The 21,940-nt window shown below is 60.1% G+C and carries 19 protein-coding genes and 1 pseudogene; 4 read left to right on the top strand and 16 right to left on the bottom strand.

Translation table 11 applies throughout. The features are described 5' to 3' along the window. Positions 1-5: 5 nt before the first annotated feature. The 12 genes and pseudogenes from gspD to KP808_RS15155 all read right to left on the bottom strand — a co-directional run bounded on the left by gspD (position 6) and on the right by KP808_RS15155 (position 10,405). A pseudogene (gene gspD / locus KP808_RS15100) lies at positions 6-2,333 on the bottom strand (type II secretion system secretin GspD). Next, entirely contained in the window at positions 2,333-2,863 is a 531-nt protein-coding gene (locus tag KP808_RS15105; RefSeq protein WP_057402616.1) for a type II secretion system protein N, read from the bottom strand. The pseudogene gspD and the gene KP808_RS15105 overlap by 1 nt, the downstream one beginning before the upstream one ends. Next, entirely contained in the window at positions 2,860-3,471 is a 612-nt protein-coding gene (gene gspM, locus KP808_RS15110; protein WP_002553957.1) for a type II secretion system protein GspM, read from the bottom strand. The genes KP808_RS15105 and gspM overlap by 4 nt, the downstream gene beginning before the upstream one ends. Next, on the bottom strand, positions 3,446-4,543 hold the full coding sequence (locus KP808_RS15115) for a type II secretion system protein GspL (protein WP_219169385.1): 1,098 nt from the start codon (positions 4,541-4,543) through the stop codon (positions 3,446-3,448). The genes gspM and KP808_RS15115 overlap by 26 nt, the downstream gene beginning before the upstream one ends. Next, complete coding sequence (locus tag KP808_RS15120; protein ID WP_230016428.1) at positions 4,540-5,274, bottom strand: type II secretion system protein GspK; 735 nt, start codon at positions 5,272-5,274, stop codon at positions 4,540-4,542. Before KP808_RS15120 ends, KP808_RS15115 begins: the two co-directional genes overlap by 4 nt. Then, positions 5,271-5,903 carry a prepilin-type N-terminal cleavage/methylation domain-containing protein gene (locus KP808_RS15125; protein ID WP_002553960.1) on the bottom strand — a complete coding sequence of 211 codons (633 nt, stop codon included), beginning with the start codon at positions 5,901-5,903 and terminating at the stop codon, positions 5,271-5,273. The genes KP808_RS15120 and KP808_RS15125 overlap by 4 nt, the downstream gene beginning before the upstream one ends. Then, complete coding sequence (locus KP808_RS15130) at positions 5,900-6,271, bottom strand: type II secretion system protein (protein WP_002553961.1); 372 nt, start codon at positions 6,269-6,271, stop codon at positions 5,900-5,902. The genes KP808_RS15125 and KP808_RS15130 overlap by 4 nt, the downstream gene beginning before the upstream one ends. After that, positions 6,271-6,669, bottom strand: coding sequence for a hypothetical protein (locus KP808_RS15135; RefSeq protein WP_004665670.1), 399 nt, complete (start codon positions 6,667-6,669; stop codon positions 6,271-6,273). Before KP808_RS15135 ends, KP808_RS15130 begins: the two co-directional genes overlap by 1 nt. Positions 6,670-6,713: 44 nt before the next feature. After that, positions 6,714-7,145 (bottom strand): type II secretion system major pseudopilin GspG, encoded by a 432-nt coding sequence (gspG, locus tag KP808_RS15140; protein ID WP_002553963.1) that lies wholly within the window; start codon positions 7,143-7,145, stop codon positions 6,714-6,716. A gap of 25 nt (positions 7,146-7,170) precedes the next feature. Further along, positions 7,171-8,373 (bottom strand): type II secretion system inner membrane protein GspF, encoded by a 1,203-nt coding sequence (gene gspF / locus KP808_RS15145; RefSeq protein ID WP_004665671.1) that lies wholly within the window; start codon positions 8,371-8,373, stop codon positions 7,171-7,173. After that, positions 8,370-10,094 carry a type II secretion system ATPase GspE gene (gene gspE, locus KP808_RS15150; protein ID WP_230016429.1) on the bottom strand — a complete coding sequence of 575 codons (1,725 nt, stop codon included), beginning with the start codon at positions 10,092-10,094 and terminating at the stop codon, positions 8,370-8,372. The genes gspF and gspE overlap by 4 nt, the downstream gene beginning before the upstream one ends. 83 nt (positions 10,095-10,177) lie before the next feature. Continuing rightward, positions 10,178-10,405 (bottom strand): hypothetical protein, encoded by a 228-nt coding sequence (locus KP808_RS15155; RefSeq protein ID WP_058400416.1) that lies wholly within the window; start codon positions 10,403-10,405, stop codon positions 10,178-10,180. A 497-nt stretch (positions 10,406-10,902) separates the two neighbouring features. Here KP808_RS15155 and KP808_RS15160 point away from each other — a divergent pair, with 497 nt between their 5' ends. Beyond that, complete coding sequence (locus KP808_RS15160) at positions 10,903-13,644, top strand: beta-glucosidase (protein ID WP_042931063.1); 2,742 nt, start codon at positions 10,903-10,905, stop codon at positions 13,642-13,644. A 38-nt stretch (positions 13,645-13,682) separates the two neighbouring features. Here the strand turns inward: KP808_RS15160 and KP808_RS15165 are convergent, their stop codons facing one another. From KP808_RS15165 to KP808_RS15175, 3 genes are all read right to left on the bottom strand, one after another. Then, entirely contained in the window at positions 13,683-14,327 is a 645-nt protein-coding gene (locus KP808_RS15165) for a TetR/AcrR family transcriptional regulator (protein WP_004659547.1), read from the bottom strand. An 84-nt stretch (positions 14,328-14,411) separates the two neighbouring features. Then, positions 14,412-15,572 carry an MFS transporter gene (locus tag KP808_RS15170; RefSeq protein ID WP_230016430.1) on the bottom strand — a complete coding sequence of 387 codons (1,161 nt, stop codon included), beginning with the start codon at positions 15,570-15,572 and terminating at the stop codon, positions 14,412-14,414. A gap of 5 nt (positions 15,573-15,577) precedes the next feature. After that, positions 15,578-16,117 carry a GNAT family N-acetyltransferase gene (locus KP808_RS15175; protein ID WP_005780062.1) on the bottom strand — a complete coding sequence of 180 codons (540 nt, stop codon included), beginning with the start codon at positions 16,115-16,117 and terminating at the stop codon, positions 15,578-15,580. Between the two features lie 103 nt (positions 16,118-16,220). On the opposite strand from KP808_RS15175, the gene KP808_RS15180 reads away from it, so the two are divergent. From KP808_RS15180 to solA, 3 genes are all read left to right on the top strand, one after another. Continuing rightward, positions 16,221-17,117, top strand: coding sequence for a LysR family transcriptional regulator (locus KP808_RS15180; protein WP_230016431.1), 897 nt, complete (start codon positions 16,221-16,223; stop codon positions 17,115-17,117). A gap of 271 nt (positions 17,118-17,388) precedes the next feature. Further along, positions 17,389-18,972, top strand: a complete 1,584-nt coding sequence (locus KP808_RS15185; protein ID WP_058400412.1) for an aldehyde dehydrogenase (NADP(+)) — start codon at positions 17,389-17,391, stop codon at positions 18,970-18,972. Between the two features lie 432 nt (positions 18,973-19,404). Then, positions 19,405-20,580: an N-methyl-L-tryptophan oxidase gene (gene solA, locus KP808_RS15190; RefSeq protein ID WP_230016432.1), complete on the top strand. Its 1,176-nt coding sequence runs from the start codon at positions 19,405-19,407 to the stop codon at positions 20,578-20,580. Positions 20,581-20,590: 10 nt separating this feature from the next. Here the strand turns inward: solA and KP808_RS15195 are convergent, their stop codons facing one another. Beyond that, positions 20,591-21,940 (bottom strand): TolC family outer membrane protein, encoded by a 1,350-nt coding sequence (locus KP808_RS15195; RefSeq protein WP_230016433.1) that lies wholly within the window; start codon positions 21,938-21,940, stop codon positions 20,591-20,593.

Genomic DNA, 21,940 nt, shown 5'->3' on the forward strand with positions numbered 1-21,940 from the left:
CAGCCTCAGTTCTGCATGCTGGTCCGCGAAACTTCCGGCTTGATCAATTGCATCTGCTGACGGTAGTCATCCGTCACCTGACGTGCCTGGCTACTGCTGGTGATGACTCGCGGCGTGATCAGCACGATCAGCTCGGTACGGCCCTTGGACTTGCTGGTACTGCCGAACAGCCACCTCAAACCCGGGATGCGTCCCAGATACGGCACAGCGTTGACCGTCTCGGCATTATCCTGCTTGATCAAACCGCCCAGCAGCACGGTCTGGCCACTCTGCGCGGCCACTTGCGTGGCGACCGAGCGCGTGGAGATACGCGGATTGCCGTTGGCGTCGTTGTTAGTGGAATTGGTGTCGGCGCTACTGACCTGCTGCTGAATGTCCATGTACACCAGTCCGCCCGGATTGATGCGCGGCACGACGTCGAGAATCACACCGGTCTGCACGTATTCGACGCTGCTCAATGTGGTGTTGGTGGAGGTGTTAGTGTTGATCGACGTCTGGCTGATCGGGATGTTGTCGCCGACCTGAATCTGCGCCTGCTGGTTATTCATCACCACCAGCGACGGTGCCGACAGGACCTGGGTGCGGCCATTGGTTTCCAGCGCACGCAAGGCGACCTGCAAGTTGTTGCTGACGAAGGAGTAGAAGAACGCGTCAGTAGCACCCAGCGCAGCCCCGCCGGTACCAATCGCACCCTGGCTGCCCGCAGTGTTGGTCACGTTGCCGGTTGTGCCCGAATTCCCCGCGAGGCGTCCCAGATACCACTGCACGCCCATGTCCAGCTCACCCGTTAGCGAGACTTCCAGAATGCGCGTCTCGATTTGTACTTGCAGCGGTGGGTTGTCGAGGCGCTTGATCGCCGACTCGATTTCCTTCCACTGCGCAGGACGGGTGCGCACCAGCAACTGGTTGCTGCTCTTCTGCGCAGTGATACGCGTGCTGGCGTCCAGAGACTTGCTGTTGCCGTTCGCTCCTCCACCCTCCTGGCTGGCCGAATCCGATTCACTGCTGCTCTGATCGTCGCCCTCGGATTCGCTGTCGCCACTGTTCTGGCTGTTGTTCATGCCCTGGCTGTTACCAAAGCCGCCGCCATTACTCATGCCACCGCCGTTGCTGCCCAGCCCGTTGGAACTGCTCATGCCGCCACACCGCTACCGCCATTGGAGTTGAGCGATGACAAAGTGGTGGTGCGCAGCCCCGGCGCAACCTTGGCTGCCGAGTCTTCCTTGATGGCACCCGACCCGTAGATCTGCCGCAGGTATTTGGCCAGATCGGTGGCTTTCATGTTGCGCACGTCGTACACGTACATCTGCGGCTCGTTACCGCCGCCTTCATCGATGGTATGAATCCACTCGCCGACTTCGCGCAGGTATTCCGGCTGTGACGAAATCGCCACCACCGAGTTGGTCCGCTCGATCGGCAGGAAACGCACCATGCCCGCCAGCGGGCATGCCGCTCTCCGGGCCGAACATTTTCTGCAACTCGGGCATCAGCTCGCCGACCGAGGCACGTTGCAGGCCGAATACGCCGACCGACATGCCTTTGAGCCAGTCCACATCAAAGGTGTCGATGGTGTCCTGATAGTTGGCCAGTTCTTCGGGCGTACCCGCCAGGCTCAGTACATTGCGCGCCGGATCAACCAGCAGGAATGCGTTTTCCCGAGCGAACGGCTTGAGCAGCTTCTGCATTTCGCTCGCAGAGATGTAGCGCAACGGAAACAGCCGCGCCGACATGCCCGGCGACGGTTGCGCCACCGGCATTTCCGGCACCAGCTTGCCGGCCACGGCCTGGTTCGAGGGCAGGATTACATAGCGATTGCCCTGCTTGATCATCGCGTTGTCGGTCCAGGACAGCAACGTTTCGAGAATCGACAACGCTTGCTGCTTGTTGACCGGCTTGGAGGTCGAGAAGCTCACATCGCCCTTCACACCCTGGGCAATGCTGTAATTCTCGTGCAGCAGATCGCCCATGATGCTGTTGATCACCGCCTGAATCGGCTGATTGGTGAAATTGAAGACGATGTCACCGGTTTCGGCCGGACGCGCCGCCGGAGCAGCAGCGGGCTGGCGGATGAAACGCTGGTTGCCCCTGATGATCTGGCGCTGCGGCGAGCTCGCCGGTTGCTGTGAAGGTGGCTCGACTGGCGGTCGTTCGCTGCGCGGGTCTACCGGCGGGCGTTGTGAACCGGTTCCCTGGAGCGCTTCCTGCAGCATGCCATTGTCGGGATCGAGAGTGTCGGGCTTTGACGCGCAGCCGCCTAGGGCGACGGCGGTAGCCAGGCAAAGCAAAGGTGTGCGCAAGGTAGCGATGGCAGGAACTCCAGAAAAGGTACCCATCACAGGGTGGAATCGTTGGTTAAGGTAATCGGCGGTGTACTCGACGGCGGCGGCAGACGCAACGCGGGCAGGCGCAGCATTTGCGTGCGGCCATCGAGTTGAAAGGTAGCCTGGGTAGGCTCCAGGCGGTCCAGCGTCCAGCCGTTGGGCAGGCGATCGCCCTGACGGATCTTCAACGCCGGACCGCTGGCTTGTTTAATCAGTGCGACACGTAGCGAGCCGTCCATGATCACCCCGGTCAGGGTCAGGCCGGCCAGGCTGGTGGCCTGCGCGTCGGCTTTGCGAACAGCTACATCCGGGCTGCGGTCAGGACTGAACAGCGGGGTTTTCCAGGTATTGGCCAGGCTGTCCAGTGTCGCCGACGGCGCATTTTGGGTCTGCGCCTTCTGATCGATCGGGTTGCGCGGTGCCTGCTCCGGCAGCCAGTCGGGCGAGTGCGCAGCGCCGCTGAAAATCAGGGCGATCAGCCCCGCCAGCAGCGCGGCCAGAGCCAATAGCGACCACTCCAGCGGGCGTAAGGAACCGATCATTGCTCACCCTCCCCGGCGCTGGCCGGTTGCAGGTAGCCACGCACCAGCAGGTGCACCACCAGTTTGCCGGCGGCACCGCTGGCCGGAGCATTGGCATCGCGACGCATACTCATCTCGTCAATGAACAGAAACGGGCGCTGGTACTCCAGCGCATGCAGGATGGCCGTCAGCGGTTCGATGGCGCAGTTCAGGGTCAGGCTGACCTTGACCTGCCGATATGGCTCGGCGCTGTCCTGCTCTGGCGTGATCGGCATGCGCTGGGTCAGCTCGCAGCCGCCGCCGGTGCTGGCCTGGCTGCTGATCAGGTCGGCAATGCGCTGCATCAGATCCGCCGCCACAGCACTCGGGTCTTCGCCCGGCAACAGACTGGTGCTGCTGGCCGGGTCACTACGGGCCTGTTCCAATTGCTCACGCAATGAGTCGCCCTGCTGCAGAAGGCCCGCGTAACGCTGCTGTTGTTCGCGCAACTGGTCGGTCTGCTCGCTGATATCGCGCAAGGGTCCGGCGAACCAACTGTCGATCAACAGCCAGTAAGCCAGGCACAGCACCAGGGCAAGAATCATCAGGGCCGCGCCCCGCCGCTCACGGCTTGTCAGTGGACGGCGCATCGGCGTTCTCCTGATGCTGGTTCTGGTGCAAATGCGCACGCAGTGAATACTGATCCTTGCCGGTCTTGGTGTCGGGCTGGATCACGCCCTGAAACTGCGCGTTGTCCAGACTGTGACAATCCTTGACGCGGCCGATCAGGGCACTGGCCTTGGCGCTTTGCCCGGAAAACGCGACTTCGGCGCTGTCACTGATTTCCAGATGCTCGATCCAGGTGTCCGAAGGCAGGCAAGCGGTCAATTCGCTGAGCAGCGCCGACAGCGGCGGTTGCGCAGCCTTGCGACGGATCAGGTAATTGGCTGCGCCCAGCGTGTTGGTCAATTGCTGGCGCAGCTGTTGAATCTCACCCACCTGGGCCTTCTGCGCCTGGACGCTGGCCTGCATGTCATCAAGCAGGCTCTGCCGGTCATTCAGCCACAGCAGCATGGCGCTCAGCAGCAAACCGGCACACAGCCAGAGCAGCCAGCGCTGCAAACGATGACCAGAGTGCGATTGCTGCGGGCGCAGTGGCATCGGCAACAGGTCGATGCCCATGCGCTGCCCGGCAGTACCCATGTCGGCAGTTCCCATGTCAGTGACGACATCTACCGCATCGGGACGCAAACCGCGCTCGGCGCACTCGCTGAGTATCGCGTCCAGCCGCTCGCGCAATATCGCCACCAGTGTGACCTGCACAAAACTCGCGCTGCGACTGTCCTGACGAGCAACAAAATACAACTGGCCAGCGTCGAACGGGGTGAAGCGGTCCAGCTCGTAACCGACGACGGTCGACAGATTACGCGATGCGGCAGCTGGCAGTTGCAAGGGCTGCACCAACACCGCCGACGCCGGCAGCAACAACACACGTCGTGCCTGAGGCGATGCATCGGGCAGCGGCTCGACCAGCGGCCAGACGTGCGCCTGCTCCAGGGTCTCGCGGCCCAGCCAGCGACGCACACGCGGCGGCAGGCAGGCGCGAAGCTCCGCGACCCACCATTGCCAACCGTGTTGCGCCGGACTGCCACGCCACTGCCGGGCGACCTGTTCGCGTAACGCGTAGACAGGCGCCAGACGTGCAGAAACTGATGAATTCATTCTTGCCAACGCAACACCCTGTAGGGCTGTGCGCCTCCCTCCGATGGGCTCAATAAAACAGTGGTTTGTAACAGGGCAGTCACACCGCCCGGTCCTTCTGCGCGGCTGTCGATGGCCAGCACTTCACCTGGATCGGCCCCGACCGCGCTTTGGTTCGGCAGGTTCAAGGCCCGTCGCAGCAACGCCGAAGCGAATGCCGGGTCGGGCCGATCAAGGCCGCTCCATAATGTTATTTCCGGCAACAGCCGGGCATACAACGCCTGACTCATGCCCGGCAGCTGGCGTACTTCCTCAACCACCCGCAACGGTGACTGACCGCCGTTGCGCTGCTCTTCCAGCACCTGGGCAATACCGCTGGCCTGATTTTTAGCCGCGCCGCAAGCCTGCAACAGCCGCGATATATCCGCCACCGGCGCGCTGTTGAGGTCCAGCTTGCCGCGCTCGCTCCTGATGCTGACGAGCAATTGCGTATCATCCATCCGCAACGCCACCAGACGCCCATCGGCAATCCAGCGTTTGCGCTGCGCAGGATCAAGCAAACCCTGCACAGCCATATTCATGCCAGCTTCGGCGGCCATCAGTGCCTGAGTGTTCTGGCGCAACCAGAGTGCCTGCCGGCTTTCCAGTTGCACCCACCCGGCCAGCCCGCCAAGCAGCAGGCTCAACAGCGCGAGCACCCAAAGCACCACCAGCAGCGCAACACCACGCTGCTGTCGACTGGCTATATTCATTCGCCGCCCGCCCCACCGGACAGGTCCAGACGCAAAGCGACTACTTCGGGGACCCACTTCACCGCCCCGCTGGTCTTCAGGTCGATCCTTACAGCACCGGGCAAACGATTCGGCCAGGGCCATTCGGCCATCCAGCCTGTCGGCTTGCCCTTGGGGGTCAGCCCGCGATAACTGAACGTCAGTGACTCGACGTTTTGCAACAACACCTGAGGCTCACCCCACGGTTTCAGGGCAATGCCATTTGCACCAGACTGGACCTGAGCAAAAGACACTTGCAAAGACCGATGGCCTTGCGGCCCTCCAAGTTCCAGGCTGTGCACCTGTATGCCACCGCCCAGCTCACCGGGCAACGTGGCGACAAAGCGCAACTGCTGCGCCGAGCCTTCAAAAAAACCGCTGTTGACGTCGTCTTCGGCAGACGTATCCAACGGCAGGGCCTGACCGATCGAGCTACGCAGAAACGCCTGCGCGGCGCGGACTTCGTCCAGGTTCACGGTGTAACGTTCGGCCTTGAGCACCGCACGGTTGGCGCCCAGCAGCGCCCCTGCAACCAACACCAGCAACACGCCCAACAAACTGATCACCAACAGTACTTCCAGCAGCGTGAAACCACGCTGGGTGCGGGTCATGATCCGGCCCCGCTGACAGCGCCGCGCAGTTTAAGCGTACTGAACTGCGCCTTGCGCTGGTGCTCGCTGAGCATCAGGTCGAGGCGAAACATCCGCGCCTCACCATTGGCACCCGACAGTTGACGGATATCCAGGGTCCAGTCGATGCCTGCGAGCGTTCCCTGACGCGTACCGTTTTCCAGCGGGCCGGCACTTTCCTGATCCATAATCGTGCGTGCTGCATGGCTGATCCGGTCACTGCGCGACACCTGTTGCAGAGAGCGGGCGCTCTGCCCGAACGCAACCAGCAGAACGCCGCTGCACACTGCCATAACGGTCAATGCAGCAAGCATCTCCAGCAGGGTGAACCCCGACTGCGATGTTTTCATTAAAGCGACCGTACCTGAACGCTACCGGTCAGCCAGCCAATATCAATACGCCAGCGCCGGTCGCCGTCGGCGACAACCACGTTGCCGCCACTGGAACCGCCATCCGGGTAGAACTCCACGGACGAGCCGAGATCCGAAGCGGTCTGCATGGTCACATGCAGATTTTCAGGCCAGTGCACCTCACGCTTGCCGGGTGCCTTGAACGTCGCCTTGCGCAGATTGAACTCAGTGCGTGCAGGCTGACCGGTGACAATCGCGCGCACTCTGGTTGCCCTGAGCGCCTCGACCATGTCGCCGACCGCGCGTCGCTCACTGGCGGTACTCAAACCCTGTTGCAGACCGAAACCCACCAGACCGACGGCAATGCTCATCAACACCAGCACTACCAGCATTTCCATGAGGGTAAAACCCCGGCTTGCGACAGGCGTTCTCATGCCGAACGTTACTCCCAGTTACCCAGGTCGGCGCTGTACCCTTCGCCGCCAGGCTGACCGTCCTGGCCATAGAAAATAAGGTCAAAGCTGCCGTGCTGGCCCGGGAAGCGGTAGCCGAACGCGTGGCCGAACGGGTCTTTAAGGTCCGAAGGCTTGGCGTAAGGGCCGTTCCAGTTCGAGGCGTTACCCGGTCTCTCGGTCAATTGCTGCAAGGTCTTGGGTGGCGAACCGACGTCCAGCGCATAGCTTTCGATCTTCATGCCCAGGCTGGCCAACTGAGCCTTGCCTGCGCCGTATTTGCCCTTGTCGACGTTGCCGCCTACCTGGCGCACGACGATGGTCGCAACAATGCCCAGCAAAACGATAACCGCGAGCATTTCCAGCAAAGTGAAACCGCCCTGTCGGCGTGCGGGTTTGAAGCGTGTGCGGCTAAAAGTCATCGGAGTGGTTTCCTCTTTCATGGATTCAGATATTGCTGGTCAGGCTCATCAGCGGCAGCATGATGGCCAGCATGATCACCGCGACCATGCCCGCCATCACCACGGTCAGCGCCGGGACCAGCGCCGCCAGCATGCGGTCGATACCCCGCTTGGCTTCGACGTCGAACACATCGGCGACCTTCATCAGCATGGTGTCCAGTTCGCCAGCCTGTTCGCCGACCTCGATCATTTGCAGCGCCAGATCCGGCAGCAGCGGTTGCGCGCCGAACGCACTGGCCAGCGTGCCGCCGCCCTTGACCGACTCGGCCGCCTGCTCCACTTGCGCCTGCAAGGCGCGATTGGTGCATACCTGGCGAGCGATCACCAGCGCCTGTAACAACGCCACTCCATTGGTCAACAGCGTGCCAAGCGTTCGAGTCAGACGCGCTGCCTCGATGCGTTGCAGCAAGGGACCGATCACCCGAATGCCAAGTATGCGGCGGTCGCGGCGTTCACGGCGCTGTGGGTCGCGCATGCGAATGGCCATGCCCCAGATCAGCGCGATCAGGCCCGCCAGAACAGCCAGGCCGTAGTTGCTCAAAAATTGTCCGAGGTTGAGAATGACCTCGGTGATCAACGGAATCGGCACGCCGAGATCCTTGAAGATCGGTACGAATTGCGGCACTACATAAGCCAGCAAAAGGGCCAGCGAGCCCAGTACGCCGACCACCAGAAAGGCCGGATAGATCAGCGCGTTGATGACCTCGCCACGCAGCAGTTGGCTACGTTCCAGATAATCACTCAGTTGACGCAGCGTGCTTTCCAGCGCGCCCCCCGCTTCGCCGGCGCGAACCATGCTTATATAAAGCGGCGAAAACTGTGTGCCCTCTTCTTCCAGCGCAACGGACAATGGCTTACCGGCCTTGACCTGTTCGCGGATGCGCTCGATCAACGCCTTGGTCTGCGGTTGTCCAGGCTGTTTGAGCAGAATTCCAAGAGATCGTTCCAACGGCTGCCCGGCACCGAGCAACGTTGCGAGCTGCTGCGTGAAACTGACCAGCGCTGCCCCATTGAGCAAGCCGCTGCCCAGCGCGCGGCGCAAACCGCCCATACCGGCCGCGTCAATCTGCAAGACCATCAGACCACGCTTTTGTAGCGCGGCGATTGCAGCATCCTGATCGCGGGCTTCCAGCGTGCCGTTCTGCGGCGCGCCTTGAGCATCCAGTGCACGGTACTTGAACAGGCTCATGTGCCTTCACCTCGGGTGACGCGCAGCACTTCTTCCAGCGAAGTCACCCCGGCCACGGCCTGGCGCAGCCCCTCTTCATGCAGCGTGCGCAACCCGCCGCGTCGGGCAGCTTCTTCCAGCGTCGAAGCATCGGCGTGACGCATCAACAGACTGCGCAGCTCCTCGTTCATAACCAGCAACTCGGTGATTGCACTGCGCCCCCGGTAACCGCCGCCAGGTACATCGGCACGCGGGCGATACAGGCGAATCGGGCGTTCATCAGTGAAGCGCTCCAGCCCGTGCTCGGCAATCAACTCCGGCGGCGCATCGAAGGCTTCCCGGGTTGCCGGATCAAGACGGCGGACCAGACGCTGGGCCAGAATGCCGTTGACCGTCGAGGCGATCAGGTAGCTTTCGACGCCCATGTCCAGCAGACGGGTAATACTCGCCGCCGCACTGTTGGTGTGCAGCGTCGAGAGCACCAGGTGACCGGTCAACGAGGACTGAATGGCGATACGGCAGGTTTCCAGGTCACGCATCTCACCGATCATGATGACATCCGGGTCCTGACGCACGATGGAGCGCAGCGCCCCGGCGAAGTCCAGGCCAATGGAAGGCTTGACCTGAATCTGATTGATGCCTTCGAGCTGATACTCGACCGGGTCTTCGACGGTGATGATCTTGCGCTCGGCGGTATTGAGCCGTGAGAGCGCAGTATAAAGAGTGGTGGTCTTGCCGGAGCCGGTCGGCCCGGTGACCAGCAGAATGCCGTGTGGACGCTCGAGCACGTCGAGAAATTCATCCAGCCGTTCGCCATCGAAACCCAGGCTGGGGAAATCGAAATTGATGGTCTGCCGGTCCAGCAAACGCATGACCACCGATTCGCCGAAGCTGGTGGGCACCGTAGACACCCGCAGGTCCAGCTCCTTGCCCTGGATGCGCAGCATGATCCGGCCATCCTGCGGCAGACGACGCTCGGCGATGTCCAGCCGCGCCATGATCTTCACCCGGGAAATAACCGCCGCCGAAGAACTGGACGGTGGCGCTTCGGCTTCATGCAGTACGCCGTCGATGCGGTAGCGCACCTTTAACTGGCTCTCGAACGGCTCGATATGAATGTCCGACGCACGCTGTTCGACCGCGCGTTGCAGAATCAGGTTGACCAGACGAATGACCGGCGCTTCGGAGGCCAGATCCTTGAGGTGCTCGATGTCTTCCAGCGAGCCGCCCTCCTCATCGAGGTTCTCGATCAGGGTGCCCATCGCCGAGCGGCCCTGTCCGTAATAGCGCTCAATAAGGGTTTCGACTTCATTGCGCGGCCCGATGGACAGCCGCACCGGCACTTCGCAGGCATAAGCGATGGCCTGGAACGGGTACAGCGTGCCGGGGTTGGCGCTGAGCACTTGCAGCCCTTGATCGCTCCAGCCTACAGGCACGACTTGATAGTGGCGCATGAAGCGCTCGGTCAAAGGCGGCAAGGGGTCGAGCAGCGGCGGCACAGCGTCAGCGAGCAACAGCGGCGCCTGCAACAGTGCAGCCCATGCGCGGGCCAGTTCAAATTCGGAAACCAGACCCAGACGAGTCAACAACCCGAGCAGCTCGGTGCCTTCAGACTCCTGCTGCAAACGTTGCGCCCGCTCCAGATCGGCCATTTTCAGACCCGCGTGCTCGGTCAGCCAGGCGCAAACCTGCGCAGCATCCGGAATGAGGAGACGGGAAACATCGACGGGAACTGGCGGCATGGATGAGGGCATTTTGCTACTTCGGAGGGACATGTTACAGCACTCTCCGACTGGAAAGTGCTGTGCTCAAAGGCTTCAAACGATCAGTTTGACTGCTTTTGAGTGGTTGCGTTCTGCGGGCGACCACCTTTTGTCGTTTCGGCCTTCTGGTTTTGCGCCTTCTGCGCTGCCTTGGCGTCCTGGGTCTGGGTCATAACGGTCTCGTCGCTGGCACCGGAAGTCGCGTCTGCGTCTGTCGCGTCGTCAGCAAAGACCGCACCACTCAGGGCAAGACCCAACACCAAACCGGCACTCATCATGGAAAACTTCATCGTATTAACTCCTCGAAAAACAAAAAGAGCCCCGCAAAAAAAAGCGGGGCAGTTGTAGAAACCGGGCAAGAACTAGCGCACAGCAAACGTCGCAACTTGCGAGCTGTCTTTCTTCGTCCTGAAAAACCTTAAACCCATCGACCAGTAGGTTTAACAAGAGTTCCTCATTTGTAAAGAAAAAATACGAAATCGAAGAAAAATACGCTTTTATTTGACATTTATGCCTTGTTTTAGACTTAATTGTACCGTTTTGTAGATTCAAAACGCCACTACGTGATGTCACTTTAGTGGCGCGCCACAAGTAAAAAAATAAACGCCAAACAAAACTAATACGGCAACTAAGGAGTCCTAACTCGCGCCCTGACAACAGGGAATAAACGCGACGACGGGAAACTGTTGCCGAAAGAAAAAGTTGGCGGAAAGCGGTAAATAAGAACGCAGTGATCCTGCGCACGTGCGCAGGCAGACAGTTATTTGAAACGCAGTTGGAGAGCAATATGAACAAGCGAAAGATGATAGGCGCGCACTCGGCACTGGCCTTGCTGGCATTGGCAGTATCCCAGGTGCACGCCGCTGACCCTACCGTGCAACAAGGGCGTGAAGATCGCGCCGAAAAAGCCGCACAGAAAACCCTGGCCAAAATGACCATGGAAGAAAAGCTGGCCTACATCGGCGGCACCGGCGGCTGGGACGTCAAGCCGCTGACCAACTACGGCATTCCGCAGATCCACGGCGCTGACGGCGGTGTCGGCGTGCGCTACACCAGCGAAGGCAACGATCAGGGTGTTGTTTACCCGTCCGGTCCTAACCTGGCCGCCACCTTCAACCCACGTCGTGCCATCGACCTCGGCCGCGCGCTGGGTTATGACACTGCCGTCGGCGGCTACCAGTTCATCACTGGTCCCGGCGTCAATTTGTATCGCATGCCGTACGGCGGCCGTGCGTTCGAATACCTCTCCGGTGAAGACCCGTTCCTCGGCGCCAGCCTGGCACCAGGCGTCATCAACGGTATCCAGTCTCGTGGTGTATGGGCCAACGCCAAGCACTACGCGGCCAACGATCAGGAAAGCAACCGCTTCAATCTGAACCAGACAATGCCAGAGCGCGTTCTGCGCGAAATGTCGCTGCCTGCGTTCGAATCGTCGTCGAAAAACGGCAATGTGGCGATGATGATGTGTGCTTTCCAGAAGGTGAACGGTGATTTCGCCTGCGAAAGCGACCACCTGATCGCCCAGATCCTGAAGAAGGAATGGGGCTTCAAAGGCTTCGTACAGAGCGACTACAACGCTGTCGTTCACGGTTTCAACGCTGCCCGCGCCGGTACCGATCTGGACATGATGGGCTACCAGATGAACAGCTCCGTGCTGAAGCCGCATCTGGACGCCGGCGACCTGAGCGCTGCGACCATCGACGACAAGGTCCGCCGCATCCTCAAGCAGATCTACCTGTACAAGTTCGACAGCAAGACGCCGCTGACCACGCACAACATGAACAGCTCGACCAGCAACAAGGTTGCTCTGAACGCTGCGCGTGAAGGTATCGTCCTGCTGAAAAACCAGGACAATCTGCTGCCGCTGGACAAGCAGAAAGTCAAGAAAATCGCCGTAGTCGGCACTTTGGCCAAGTACTCGCCACCGACCGGTTTCGGCAGCGCCAACGTTATGGCCAGCCATTACGTCAGCGAATTGAGCGGCCTGCAACAAATCGCGCCTAACGCCAAGGTCGACTTCATCGAAGGCCTGTCGCTGGACCCAAGCACCAGTGCCTGGACCACCACCGACGCAACGGGCAATGAAGTTCAGGGCATGAAGGTCGAGTACTTCAGCAACACCAACTGGTCTGGTGATGCAGCGGTCACCCGCACTGAGAAGCATGTTGACCTGGACTGGGCCAACGACAAAAACCTGCCGTTCGAAAGCAACACGTCGACGTCCGATCCGTACACCAGCAAAGGTTCGACTGCTGGCGAACTGAACGGCGATACATCGTCGACATCGATTCGCTACACCGGCAAGGTCACCCCGACCCAGAGCGGCGAGCAGGTGTTCAAGGTGCGTGCCGACGGCGCCGTGCGTCTGTGGGTCAACGGCAAGAAAATCATCGACAACGGTGACGGCAAGCCGCTTCCGGGCAACAGCATTCCGCCAACCATTCCAGAGTTCGCCAAGATCAATCTGGAAGCAGGCAAGTCTTACGACGTGAAGCTCGAGTACTCGCGTCGTGCCGGCTACCTGTCGACCATGGGCGGCCTGGTAGGTGTGCAGTTGAGCTCCGCTTCGCTGAACGCTCCTCAGGACCTGTCCGGTTATGACGCCGTCGTGGTTGCCGTGGGTAACAGCAACGAATACGAAGGTGAAGGTTTCGACCACAGCTTCGATCTGCCTGAGTTCCAGAACGAGCTGATCCAGAACATCGCCAAGGTCAACCCCAATACCGTGGTGACCATGTATGGCGGTACGGGTCTGAAGATGAGCGACTGGATCGAACAGGTTCCAGCAGCGCTGCACGCTTTCTACCCAGGTCAGAACGGTGGTCAGGCCCTGGCCGAGATCCTGTTCGGCAAGGTCAACCCGTCGGGCAAGTTGCCGATCAGTATCGAACGCAACATCGAAGACAACCCGGCTTACGCTTCCTTCCCGAAATTCGACAATCAGAACACTCTGACCGAAATGGATTACAAGGATGACCTGCTGCTGGGTTATCGCGGATACGAGAAGAAAGGCATCAAGCCGCTCTACCCGTTCGGCTACGGTCTGTCGTACACCACGTTCGGCTACAGCAACATCAAGGTCACGCCAGGTGTCGCGGTCGGCAATACGCCGATCAAGGTGTCCTTCGACCTGAGCAACACCGGCAAGGTCGGTGGTTCGGAAGTCGCTCAGCTGTACGTTGGCCAGCAGAACCCGAAAGTCGAGCGTCCGATCAAGGAACTCAAAGGCTACAAGAAGGTGTTCCTCAAGCCGGGTGAAAGCAAGCGTGTGACCATCGAGTTGAATGACCGCTCGCTGGCCTACTTTGACGAGAAGAGCAAGCAGTGGGTGGTCGATGCCGACACCTTCAACATCTCGCTCGGTTCGTCGTCGCAGGACATCCGCCTGAACGCCAAGCTGGTCAACTCGTTCCGTCAGGAACTGTCGACCACCACCAGCAACCCGCTGCCACGCTCCGCTCTGAACTCGGTTCTGGTCGAGAAACCACCGGTCAAGACCGGTGGTGTATTCAAGCAGACCGTCGAGTAAGCGTTAGCTGACTGAAGGGTAAACGGACAAATAAAGGCTCAGGGACGAGCCCTTACCGCTGCATCGACCTGCGCAATGTAGGTATCGAAACACTCGACCAGGTCCACCTGATCGGGAAAGCGTAACCACTGAATCTGCAAACCATCCATCATCGCCAGAATCTGCCGGATGATCTTGTCCAGATCCACATCCGCACGCACCTCCCCGCGCTCCACCAAACCTGCAAACTGTCCCATCAAGTGCGCGTGAATACGCTCGTAGCGCGTCTGGAACCATTCAAAGGCAGGCTGGTTTTCCAGCAGACTTTCCGCATTGAGAATCGAAAAGGCACGCACCACGCCGGGCGCTGTGGCGTTGGAACGGTTGATAGCGCGCAGGCCGCCGAGCAGGCCGGTCAACGTGTTGTCTGTGCGCACCTCGGCAGCAATGCGGCTATTGACCTCATCGCGGCGGTCCAGCACGCCCATCAATAGCGAGATCTTGCTGGGAAAATGGTGCAGCAGCCCGGCGACGGAAATACCGACGATGGCCGCTACCTTAGCCACCGAAGCGCCGGTATAGCCCTCAAGGGAAAACACTTGCAAGGCCGCATCAAGCAGCTCTTTGCGGCGTTTTTCACCCTTTGGCGCGCGCCTGTGTCGGGTGACTGCCGTGCCCGTTTCCGTGGGGTCATGCAGAGTCATATCAGGCTCCTTCTTGAACAGCCGCGTACCCTAACCATTCAGGCGACTACTGGCAACGCTATTGAACCGGATTGTTGGACAATTTCATTTTCCGCGGCCATTCAGATTCAACACAATTGCCACTGCAATCAACACCAGGCTGATCGCCAGCGACAACCACAGCAGACCGCTGTCGCCCTGCCCTTCACGCACCCACGCAAAAAACCACGGAGCGCCAGCTGACAGCAGAAAGGCAGGAGCCAGCAATCGGCCCTGCAGGTGTACGTAATGCGAATGTGCAAACAGCTCAAAGGGTAGATTCGCCCTCAGCAATGTGGCCAGCCCGTTCATCGCGCCATAACCGAACAGGAACATGCAGGCCAGCAGGGTATGGCCCTGACTGAGCAGCCCCAGGGTGAAACACAGCACCATTCCGCCAGCGACCCAGACATTCAGGCGCAGTGCAGGCATCGACTGCGCCAGCAAAGCCTGCGCCAGACGCGCGCAGGTCTGACCGATGCCCCACAGCGCTGCCAGCACGACCGGCACACCCAAACCAGCCAGCAACGCGGGTAAATGGGCAGACAGACCGGCTGACAGGAACGCGATCAGGGACATGCTCAGGGCGTAGCCGAGCTGAGGTATCCAGGGCGTGGTGTCAGCGGGCGCAGGCGCGGCTGGCCCGGCGTTCAAGACCGGCAACCGGGAGTCCGGCAGGCCGCTGACCAATAACCCGCTGAGCAATGCCAGGCAGCCGTAGACAGCAACCGCACTACGCCAGCCCAACGCATTCAACAAGCCGTGGCCCAGCGGCCAGAATACCGCCGAAGCCAGCCCGCCCAACAAGGTAATCTGCACCATCAGCGCCCGAGAGCGTGCACCGAACAGCGCTGCCAGGGCAGCAAACAGCGCGTCGTAAAGTGACAAACGCATGCCGACGCCCAGCACTGCCCAGCCAAGAAACCACAACTGCGGGGTATTGCACACGGCCAGCACGCAGCAGCCAAGCGCGTTGAGCCCGGCCCCGTATTGCAACACCTGCCGTGCACCGAGACGCTGGAGCAAACGCGCACTGAAGATTGAAACCAGGCCCATGACCAGCAGCGCAACTGACAGCCCGGAAAAAACCTGCTGGCCGCTCCAGCCCAGATCATCGGCAATCGCATTGCCGAAAGCCCCCGGCAGATAAAACGTCACCCCCCAAGTGATCAGTTGCGCGAGCCCCAGTTTGACTACCGCCAGCCTGGACAGATCAGCGCGGTCCACGTCAGTCAGGCCCGCTCGGAAGGTGCACTGCCCGAGCCGTCGCCGAGCATGCGCTGCATCAGCACGGTGTCCACCCAGCGACCGTGCTTGAAGCCGACTGACTCGAATACCCCGACACGGCGAAAACCCAGGCGCTCGTGCAGACGCAGCGACGCGATATTCTCGCTATTGCCGATCACCGCGACCATCTGCCGCCACCCGCCCTGCTCGCAGCGCTGTACCAGCTCGCCAAGCAATGCCAGACCGATGCCCCGCCCGCCCATACCGTCCCGTATATAAACCGAGTCTTCTACGGTAAAGCGGTAAGCAGGACGCGGACGATAGGGTGTGGCGTAGCCATAGCCGACCACCTCCCCGGCGAGCTCGGCCACCAGATATGGCAGGCCGTTGACGAGCACCTGCGCACGGCGCTGCAACAGCTCGGCGACACTCGGCGGATCGAGTTCGAAACTGGAAATGCCATGCAGCACATGGTCGGCATAAATCGCCTGTACGGCAGGCATGTCTTGATCACACGCATCACGCAGGATAAAGGTCGGGGTCATATGGGGCTCTGGGCAAATGTCGTTGGATGAGCGCAATCATGCCGCTCACCACACCGTTAAAAAAGCTATGATTTATCATTCACAGCATAAGAAATACTTTGCCATGCGCCGACTCAACCTGAATCACTTGCACACCTTCTCGCTGGTCATAGCGCACGGCAGCTTCTCCGCAGCGGCCGAGCGACTGCACCTGACCCAGCCTGCGGTAAGCCTGCAAGTTCGGCAGCTGGAAGACCAGTTGAACCTGAAATTGATCGAGCGCGTAGGCAAGCGGCTCAAGCCCACCTCGGCAGGCACTACGCTGCTGGAGCATATTGCGCGCATTGATGCGGTGGTCGAGGATGCCCTGCTGGAGTTGTCCAGTCACGCCAGCGGCGTTGCCGGGCAGGTTGCGATCGGCACTGGCGCGACCGCCTGCATTCATCTGCTGCCGCCCATGCTGCAGGCCTTGCGCCGCCGCTTTGCACAACTGGATGTGCGGGTCAGCACTGGCAACACGGACGGCATTCTCAAGGCTGTGGAAGAAAACCGTCTGGATCTCGCACTGGTGACGCTGCCCGCCTCGGGTCGCAGCCTGCATATCACCCCGCTGCTTGAAGATGAGTTCGTGGCGATCTTCGCCAGCAGCCAGCAGCCGACTCTCGCTGAAATGACCCCGGAGCACCTCAGCGAACTACCGCTGGTGGTCTTCGAGGCAGGCAGCAGTACCCGGCTGCTGATCAATGAATGGTTCCTGCAGGCCGGAATCCGGGTAAAGCCGGTCATGGAACTGGGCAGCATCGAGGCCATCAAGGAAATGGTCGCGGCGGGCCTGGGCTACAGTATCGTTCCGCGCATGGCGGTTGCTGCGGCCCATCATCGCCGCGGCTTGCAGGTGCTGCCGCTGGTGCCAGGGTTGAGCCGCACACTGGGAATTGCGTTGCGCCAGGACAAACCGGTCAGCAAGGCATTGCGCCAGGTGCTGGATGCGCTGCACAAACTCAACGCTACACCCCCTTAAAAGTCACAAAGGCGCGCCACGATAGAAGCCTGATTGCGCCCATGCATTATAAAGAGCAGCAACGCTTGACCTGACAAATCAGGGCGACAGTTGCATCAGCAGCGAATCAAGTTGTACGATGACTGCCCACTGGTTTTAGAAAAATGATTGCTGGCCTGCTTTTACACGCCACATCACTGACAATCTGTAAAGCAACTCGGCAACCCATAAGGAGCGCCGGTCCGGATACCTTCCATACCGACCTCCAACCTCAAAACAACAGGAGATACCGATGCCTAACATTCTCGGCCAGAACTTCATCGCTGGCGGCCGCAGCGCTCTGGGCCAAAGCCTGCAAAAAAGTCTGGATGCCACAACAGGCGAAGAACTGCCTTACAGCTTCCATCAGGCTACCGACGGCGAAATCGACGCTGCCGCCCTCGCCGCCAAGGCTGCCTTTCCAGAATTCCGTCAACTGAGCCCGGCCCGCCGCGCCGATTTCCTTGACGCCATTGCCGATGAACTGGATCAGCTGGGTGATGATTTCGTCGCCATCGTCTGCCAGGAAACCGCCCTGCCCCAGGCACGTATTCAGGGTGAGCGCGGTCGTACCAGCGGCCAGATGCGCCTGTTTGCCAAGGTTCTGCGTCGCGGTGATTTCGTCGGTGCACGCATCGACCTGGCCCTGCCGGACCGCAAGCCGCTGCCACGCGTCGACCTGCGCCAGTATCGCATCGGCGTGGGCCCGGTTGCCGTGTTCGGCGCGAGCAACTTCCCGCTGGCGTTTTCCACTGCTGGCGGTGACACCGCTGCGGCACTGGCTGCCGGTTGCCCGGTGGTGTTCAAGGCGCACAGTGGCCACATGGCGACTGCCGATCTGGTGGCCAGCGCTATCATCCGCGCCGCAGAACGCACTCAAATGCCGAAAGGCGTATTCAACATGATCTTCGGTAACGGCGTTGGTGAAGGTCTGGTCAAACACCCGGCTATCCAGGCCGTCGGTTTCACCGGCTCGCTGAACGGCGGCAACGCTCTTTGCAAAATGGCCGCCGAGCGTCCACAGCCGATTCCGGTGTTTGCCGAGATGTCCAGTATCAACCCGGTAGTGTTGCTGCCAGGTGCCCTGCAGGCACGCGGCGAAACCGTGGCCAAAGAGCTTGCCGGTTCGGTGGTGATGGGTGCCGGTCAGTTCTGCACCAACCCCGGTGTGGTCATCGGCCTGCGCTCCCCGGCGTTTTCCAAGTTCGTCGAGCAACTGACCGAACAGATGGGCAGTCAGGCGCCGCAGACAATGCTCAACGCGGGTGGTCTGCGCAGCTACAGCAAAGGCGTCGAGCATTTGCTGTCGCATCCGGGCGTAACGCATCTGGCTGGCAAGCCGCAGGAAGGCAAACAGGCGCAGGCCCAGTTGTTCAAGGCTGACGTCAGTCTGCTGTTGAACGGCGACCAGTTGTTGCAGGAAGAAGTCTTCGGCCCGACCACGCTGATAATCGAGGTCGCTGACGATGCGCAGTTGAAAGACGCGCTGCAAGCCTTGCGTGGCCAGTTGACCGCGACTGTGATCGGCGAACCTGCAGACCTGAGCCAATACAATTGGCTGCAACCGATACTGGAAGAGAAAGTCGGCCGTATTCTGTTCAACGGCTACCCGACTGGTGTTGAGGTCTGTGAAGCCATGGTGCATGGCGGCCCGTACCCGGCAACCTCGGATGCACGTGGCACGTCGGTTGGCACTCTGGCCATCGACCGCTTCCTGCGCCCGGTCTGCTATCAGAACCTGGCCGACAGCCAGTTGCCGCCTGCATTGCAGAATGCCAACCCGCTGGGTCTGCGTCGCTTGGTCAACGGTGAATGGAGCGATCAGCCTCTCGTGTAACGACCATCGCTTGACTCGTAAAAAAAGCAGCGCGACCTGATGAGGGTCGCGCTTTTTTTTGAAAAATATTTCTTTTTTGTGCTTTAAATCGCTTATAGCGGACCTGTTTTCCAGCCTGGTGGCAGCACCATGGAAGTGCAAAACATGAGCTGTTCATAAAATAACCACACAGCTGTAAGCCACGTGTAACAAGGGTTTCAAAAAGTTACCCACAGACATACCCACGATTTCCGTGGACAACTTTTCATCAATTTCGGACCTTAAAAACCCTGAGCAGCGCAAGCGTAAATTTTTACAGGTTCCCCACACCCTCATGCGTGATGGCACTGGTAATGGCCATTAGTGCTTCGTGACATAACCTTATGCACGTTTGGCGGTTGATTCGGCAGTCTGTCCGGCGTGAAATAAGAGATTTATCGAGGCATTCCGATTATGCAGCAGCGTTGTGAAGTGGCCGTGCTCGGTCTGGGTGCCATGGGTGCAGCCACTGTCTATCAACTGGCGAAGGCCGGAGTCGATGTGATTGGCGTCGATCGCTACGCCCCTCCGCACACCCAGGGCTCCAGCCACGGCGATACGCGCATCACACGGCTGTCGGTTGGTGAAGGCCCGCAGTACCTGCCGCTGGTACGCAGTTCGCACAGCATCTGGCGCGAACTCGAGGCGCTGAGCGGCGAGTCACTGTTTGAGCAGTGCGGAGTGCTGGTGATGACCTCCAGCCCTGCGTACGATCCTGAAGACAGTAACGACTTCACCCACCAGACCATCGCTTTGGCCCGCACCTATGGCGTGAAGCACGAAGTATTGGCGGCGGCGGCCATTCGCGAGCGCTTTCCCCAATTCACCCCTGTTCGGGATACCGCCATTGGCTACTTTGAACCCGAAGGCGGATTTGTCCGCCCGGAGCGCTGCATCGCGGTACAGCTGCGGCTGGCGAGGCAACACGGCGCAAGGTTGCTGACCCATGAGACGGTCACGCACTTACAGGCGCAGGGTGATCAGGTGCGCATTACCACCGACAAGGGCTCGATCATAGCTGACAAGGTCGTGGTCAGTGCAGGTATGTGGTCAGCCGAATTGCTCGGCGCTCCGTTTCGCGATCTGCTGCGGGTGTGTCGGCAAAAGCTGTTCTGGTTCGAGTTGCAGGAGAATGCCGCTTTTGCACCGGTTTCGCCGAGCTTCATTCTGACTCACGGGCCCGGAGAGGATGACGTCAACTATGGCTTCCCGCCCCTGCCCGGTGAAAACAGTATGAAGGTCGCCACCGAGCAATACATAGAAACATCCGCTGCCGACCAGTTGGATCGCACTGTTACGGCAAGGGAGGAGCAGGAAATGTTCCAGACCCAGGTGCAGGGCAAGATTGCGGGACTGACGCCGAACGTGGTCAAGTCTTCGGTCTGCGCCTACACCGTCACGCCGGACTGCCACTTCATCATCGATGAACACCCCCATCTGAAGAACGTGACAGTGGTTTCGGCCTGCTCCGGTCACGGCTTCAAACACTCAGCCGGGCTCGGGCTGGCCCTTGCGCAACGCTGTATTCACGGCACCAGCGATGTAGACCTTTCAGCCTTCTCGCTGGCGCGTTTCACCGCGCAGAACTGACCAACGACACTCAGCGCGCCACAACGAAGGCCTCGTCAATACGCGCCAGATCGGTGTCGCGCAACGTACCGGCGTAGTAATGCAGTTTTATCCAGGCCATCAAATAGTCATAGCGGGCTTTCGCCAGATCACGCCGGGTGCTGTAAAGCTGCTGTTCGGCGTTGAGTGCGTCCAGGCTGATGCGCTCGCCGCCGAGAATACTCTGACGTGTCGACTCGACCAGTGCCTGCGCCGAGACCAATGCTTTCTGATAAGCGCGCAACTTGCTCACCCCTGACGCACAGGCGTTGAACTGACGACGCAGCTCGATCAGGGTTTCGCGGGTCTTGCCCTCCAGCTCGTATTCCGCCTGCTCGCGCTTGCTGTTGGCCTGACGCACCGAGGCGCTGGTGCCGCCTCCGGCGTACAGCGGAAGATTGAGCTCGATACCTATCGTGTTGGTGTCGTAACGCTGATTGTAAGTGTTGCCGCTGTCCGACTCGTTCTGACGGATACTCGCGTAAGCATTCACCGTCGGCAGATGCCCGGCGCGGTTGCGCTCCACCTCGTATCGCGCCACTTCCAGCGACTGGCGTTGCGAGGCCAGGATCGGGCTGTTGGCCATGGCCAGCGCATGCCACTCGGTAAAGCTGGACGGTGCCAGCACCAGCGCCTGAAAACTGTCTCTCAACGGCTCCAACTGCGCAACATCGATACTCGACTCGCCCAGCAACGCGGCCAGTTCGCGCAAGGCCGCGTCCTGCTCGTCGCTGGCCTCTATCTGCTCGGCAATCGCCAGCTCGTTGCGCGATTCCGCTTCAAGAATGTCGGTGCGGGTACCTTCGCCTTGCTGGAACATTTGCCGGTTCTGGGCAAACTGGCGTTCGAACGCCTGCTGTTTGGCGCGGGCTATATTGATCTGGTCCTGCGCAAACAGCGCCTGGGTGTAGAGGGTCAGAACCCGCACCAGCAATTCCTGACTCTTGCTGCGAAAAGTCTCGTCGGCAAACAACGCCTGAGCCAGGCCTTTGCGGTAATTGGCATAGGCTTCGTAATCGATCAGCGGCTGCTGAATCGTCAGGCTTGAACCAAAGCTGTTGTAGTGGCGATGGTCCGTGGTGTCTTCACGGCCGCCTTTAAGGGTGGCCTTGGAGTCGTTACGCCCTTTGTTGTAGCTGTACGAAACTCGCGGCAACAAGCCTGCACGACCGATTACCTTATTTTCCAGGCCCGCATCGCGCTCCTTGAGCGCGCCCAGGTAAGTCGGGTCGTTGCGAAGCGCCAGCTCATAGACCTGAAACGGGCCCATCGCATGACTCAATGAAGCAGTGCCCAGCAGGATGGCCGTCAGCAAAGCGGCTTTCAGGGGATGACGAGACAT

It is taken from the genome of Pseudomonas savastanoi (assembly GCF_020917325.1).
GTDB classification, from domain to species: domain Bacteria; phylum Pseudomonadota; class Gammaproteobacteria; order Pseudomonadales; family Pseudomonadaceae; genus Aquipseudomonas; species Aquipseudomonas amygdali.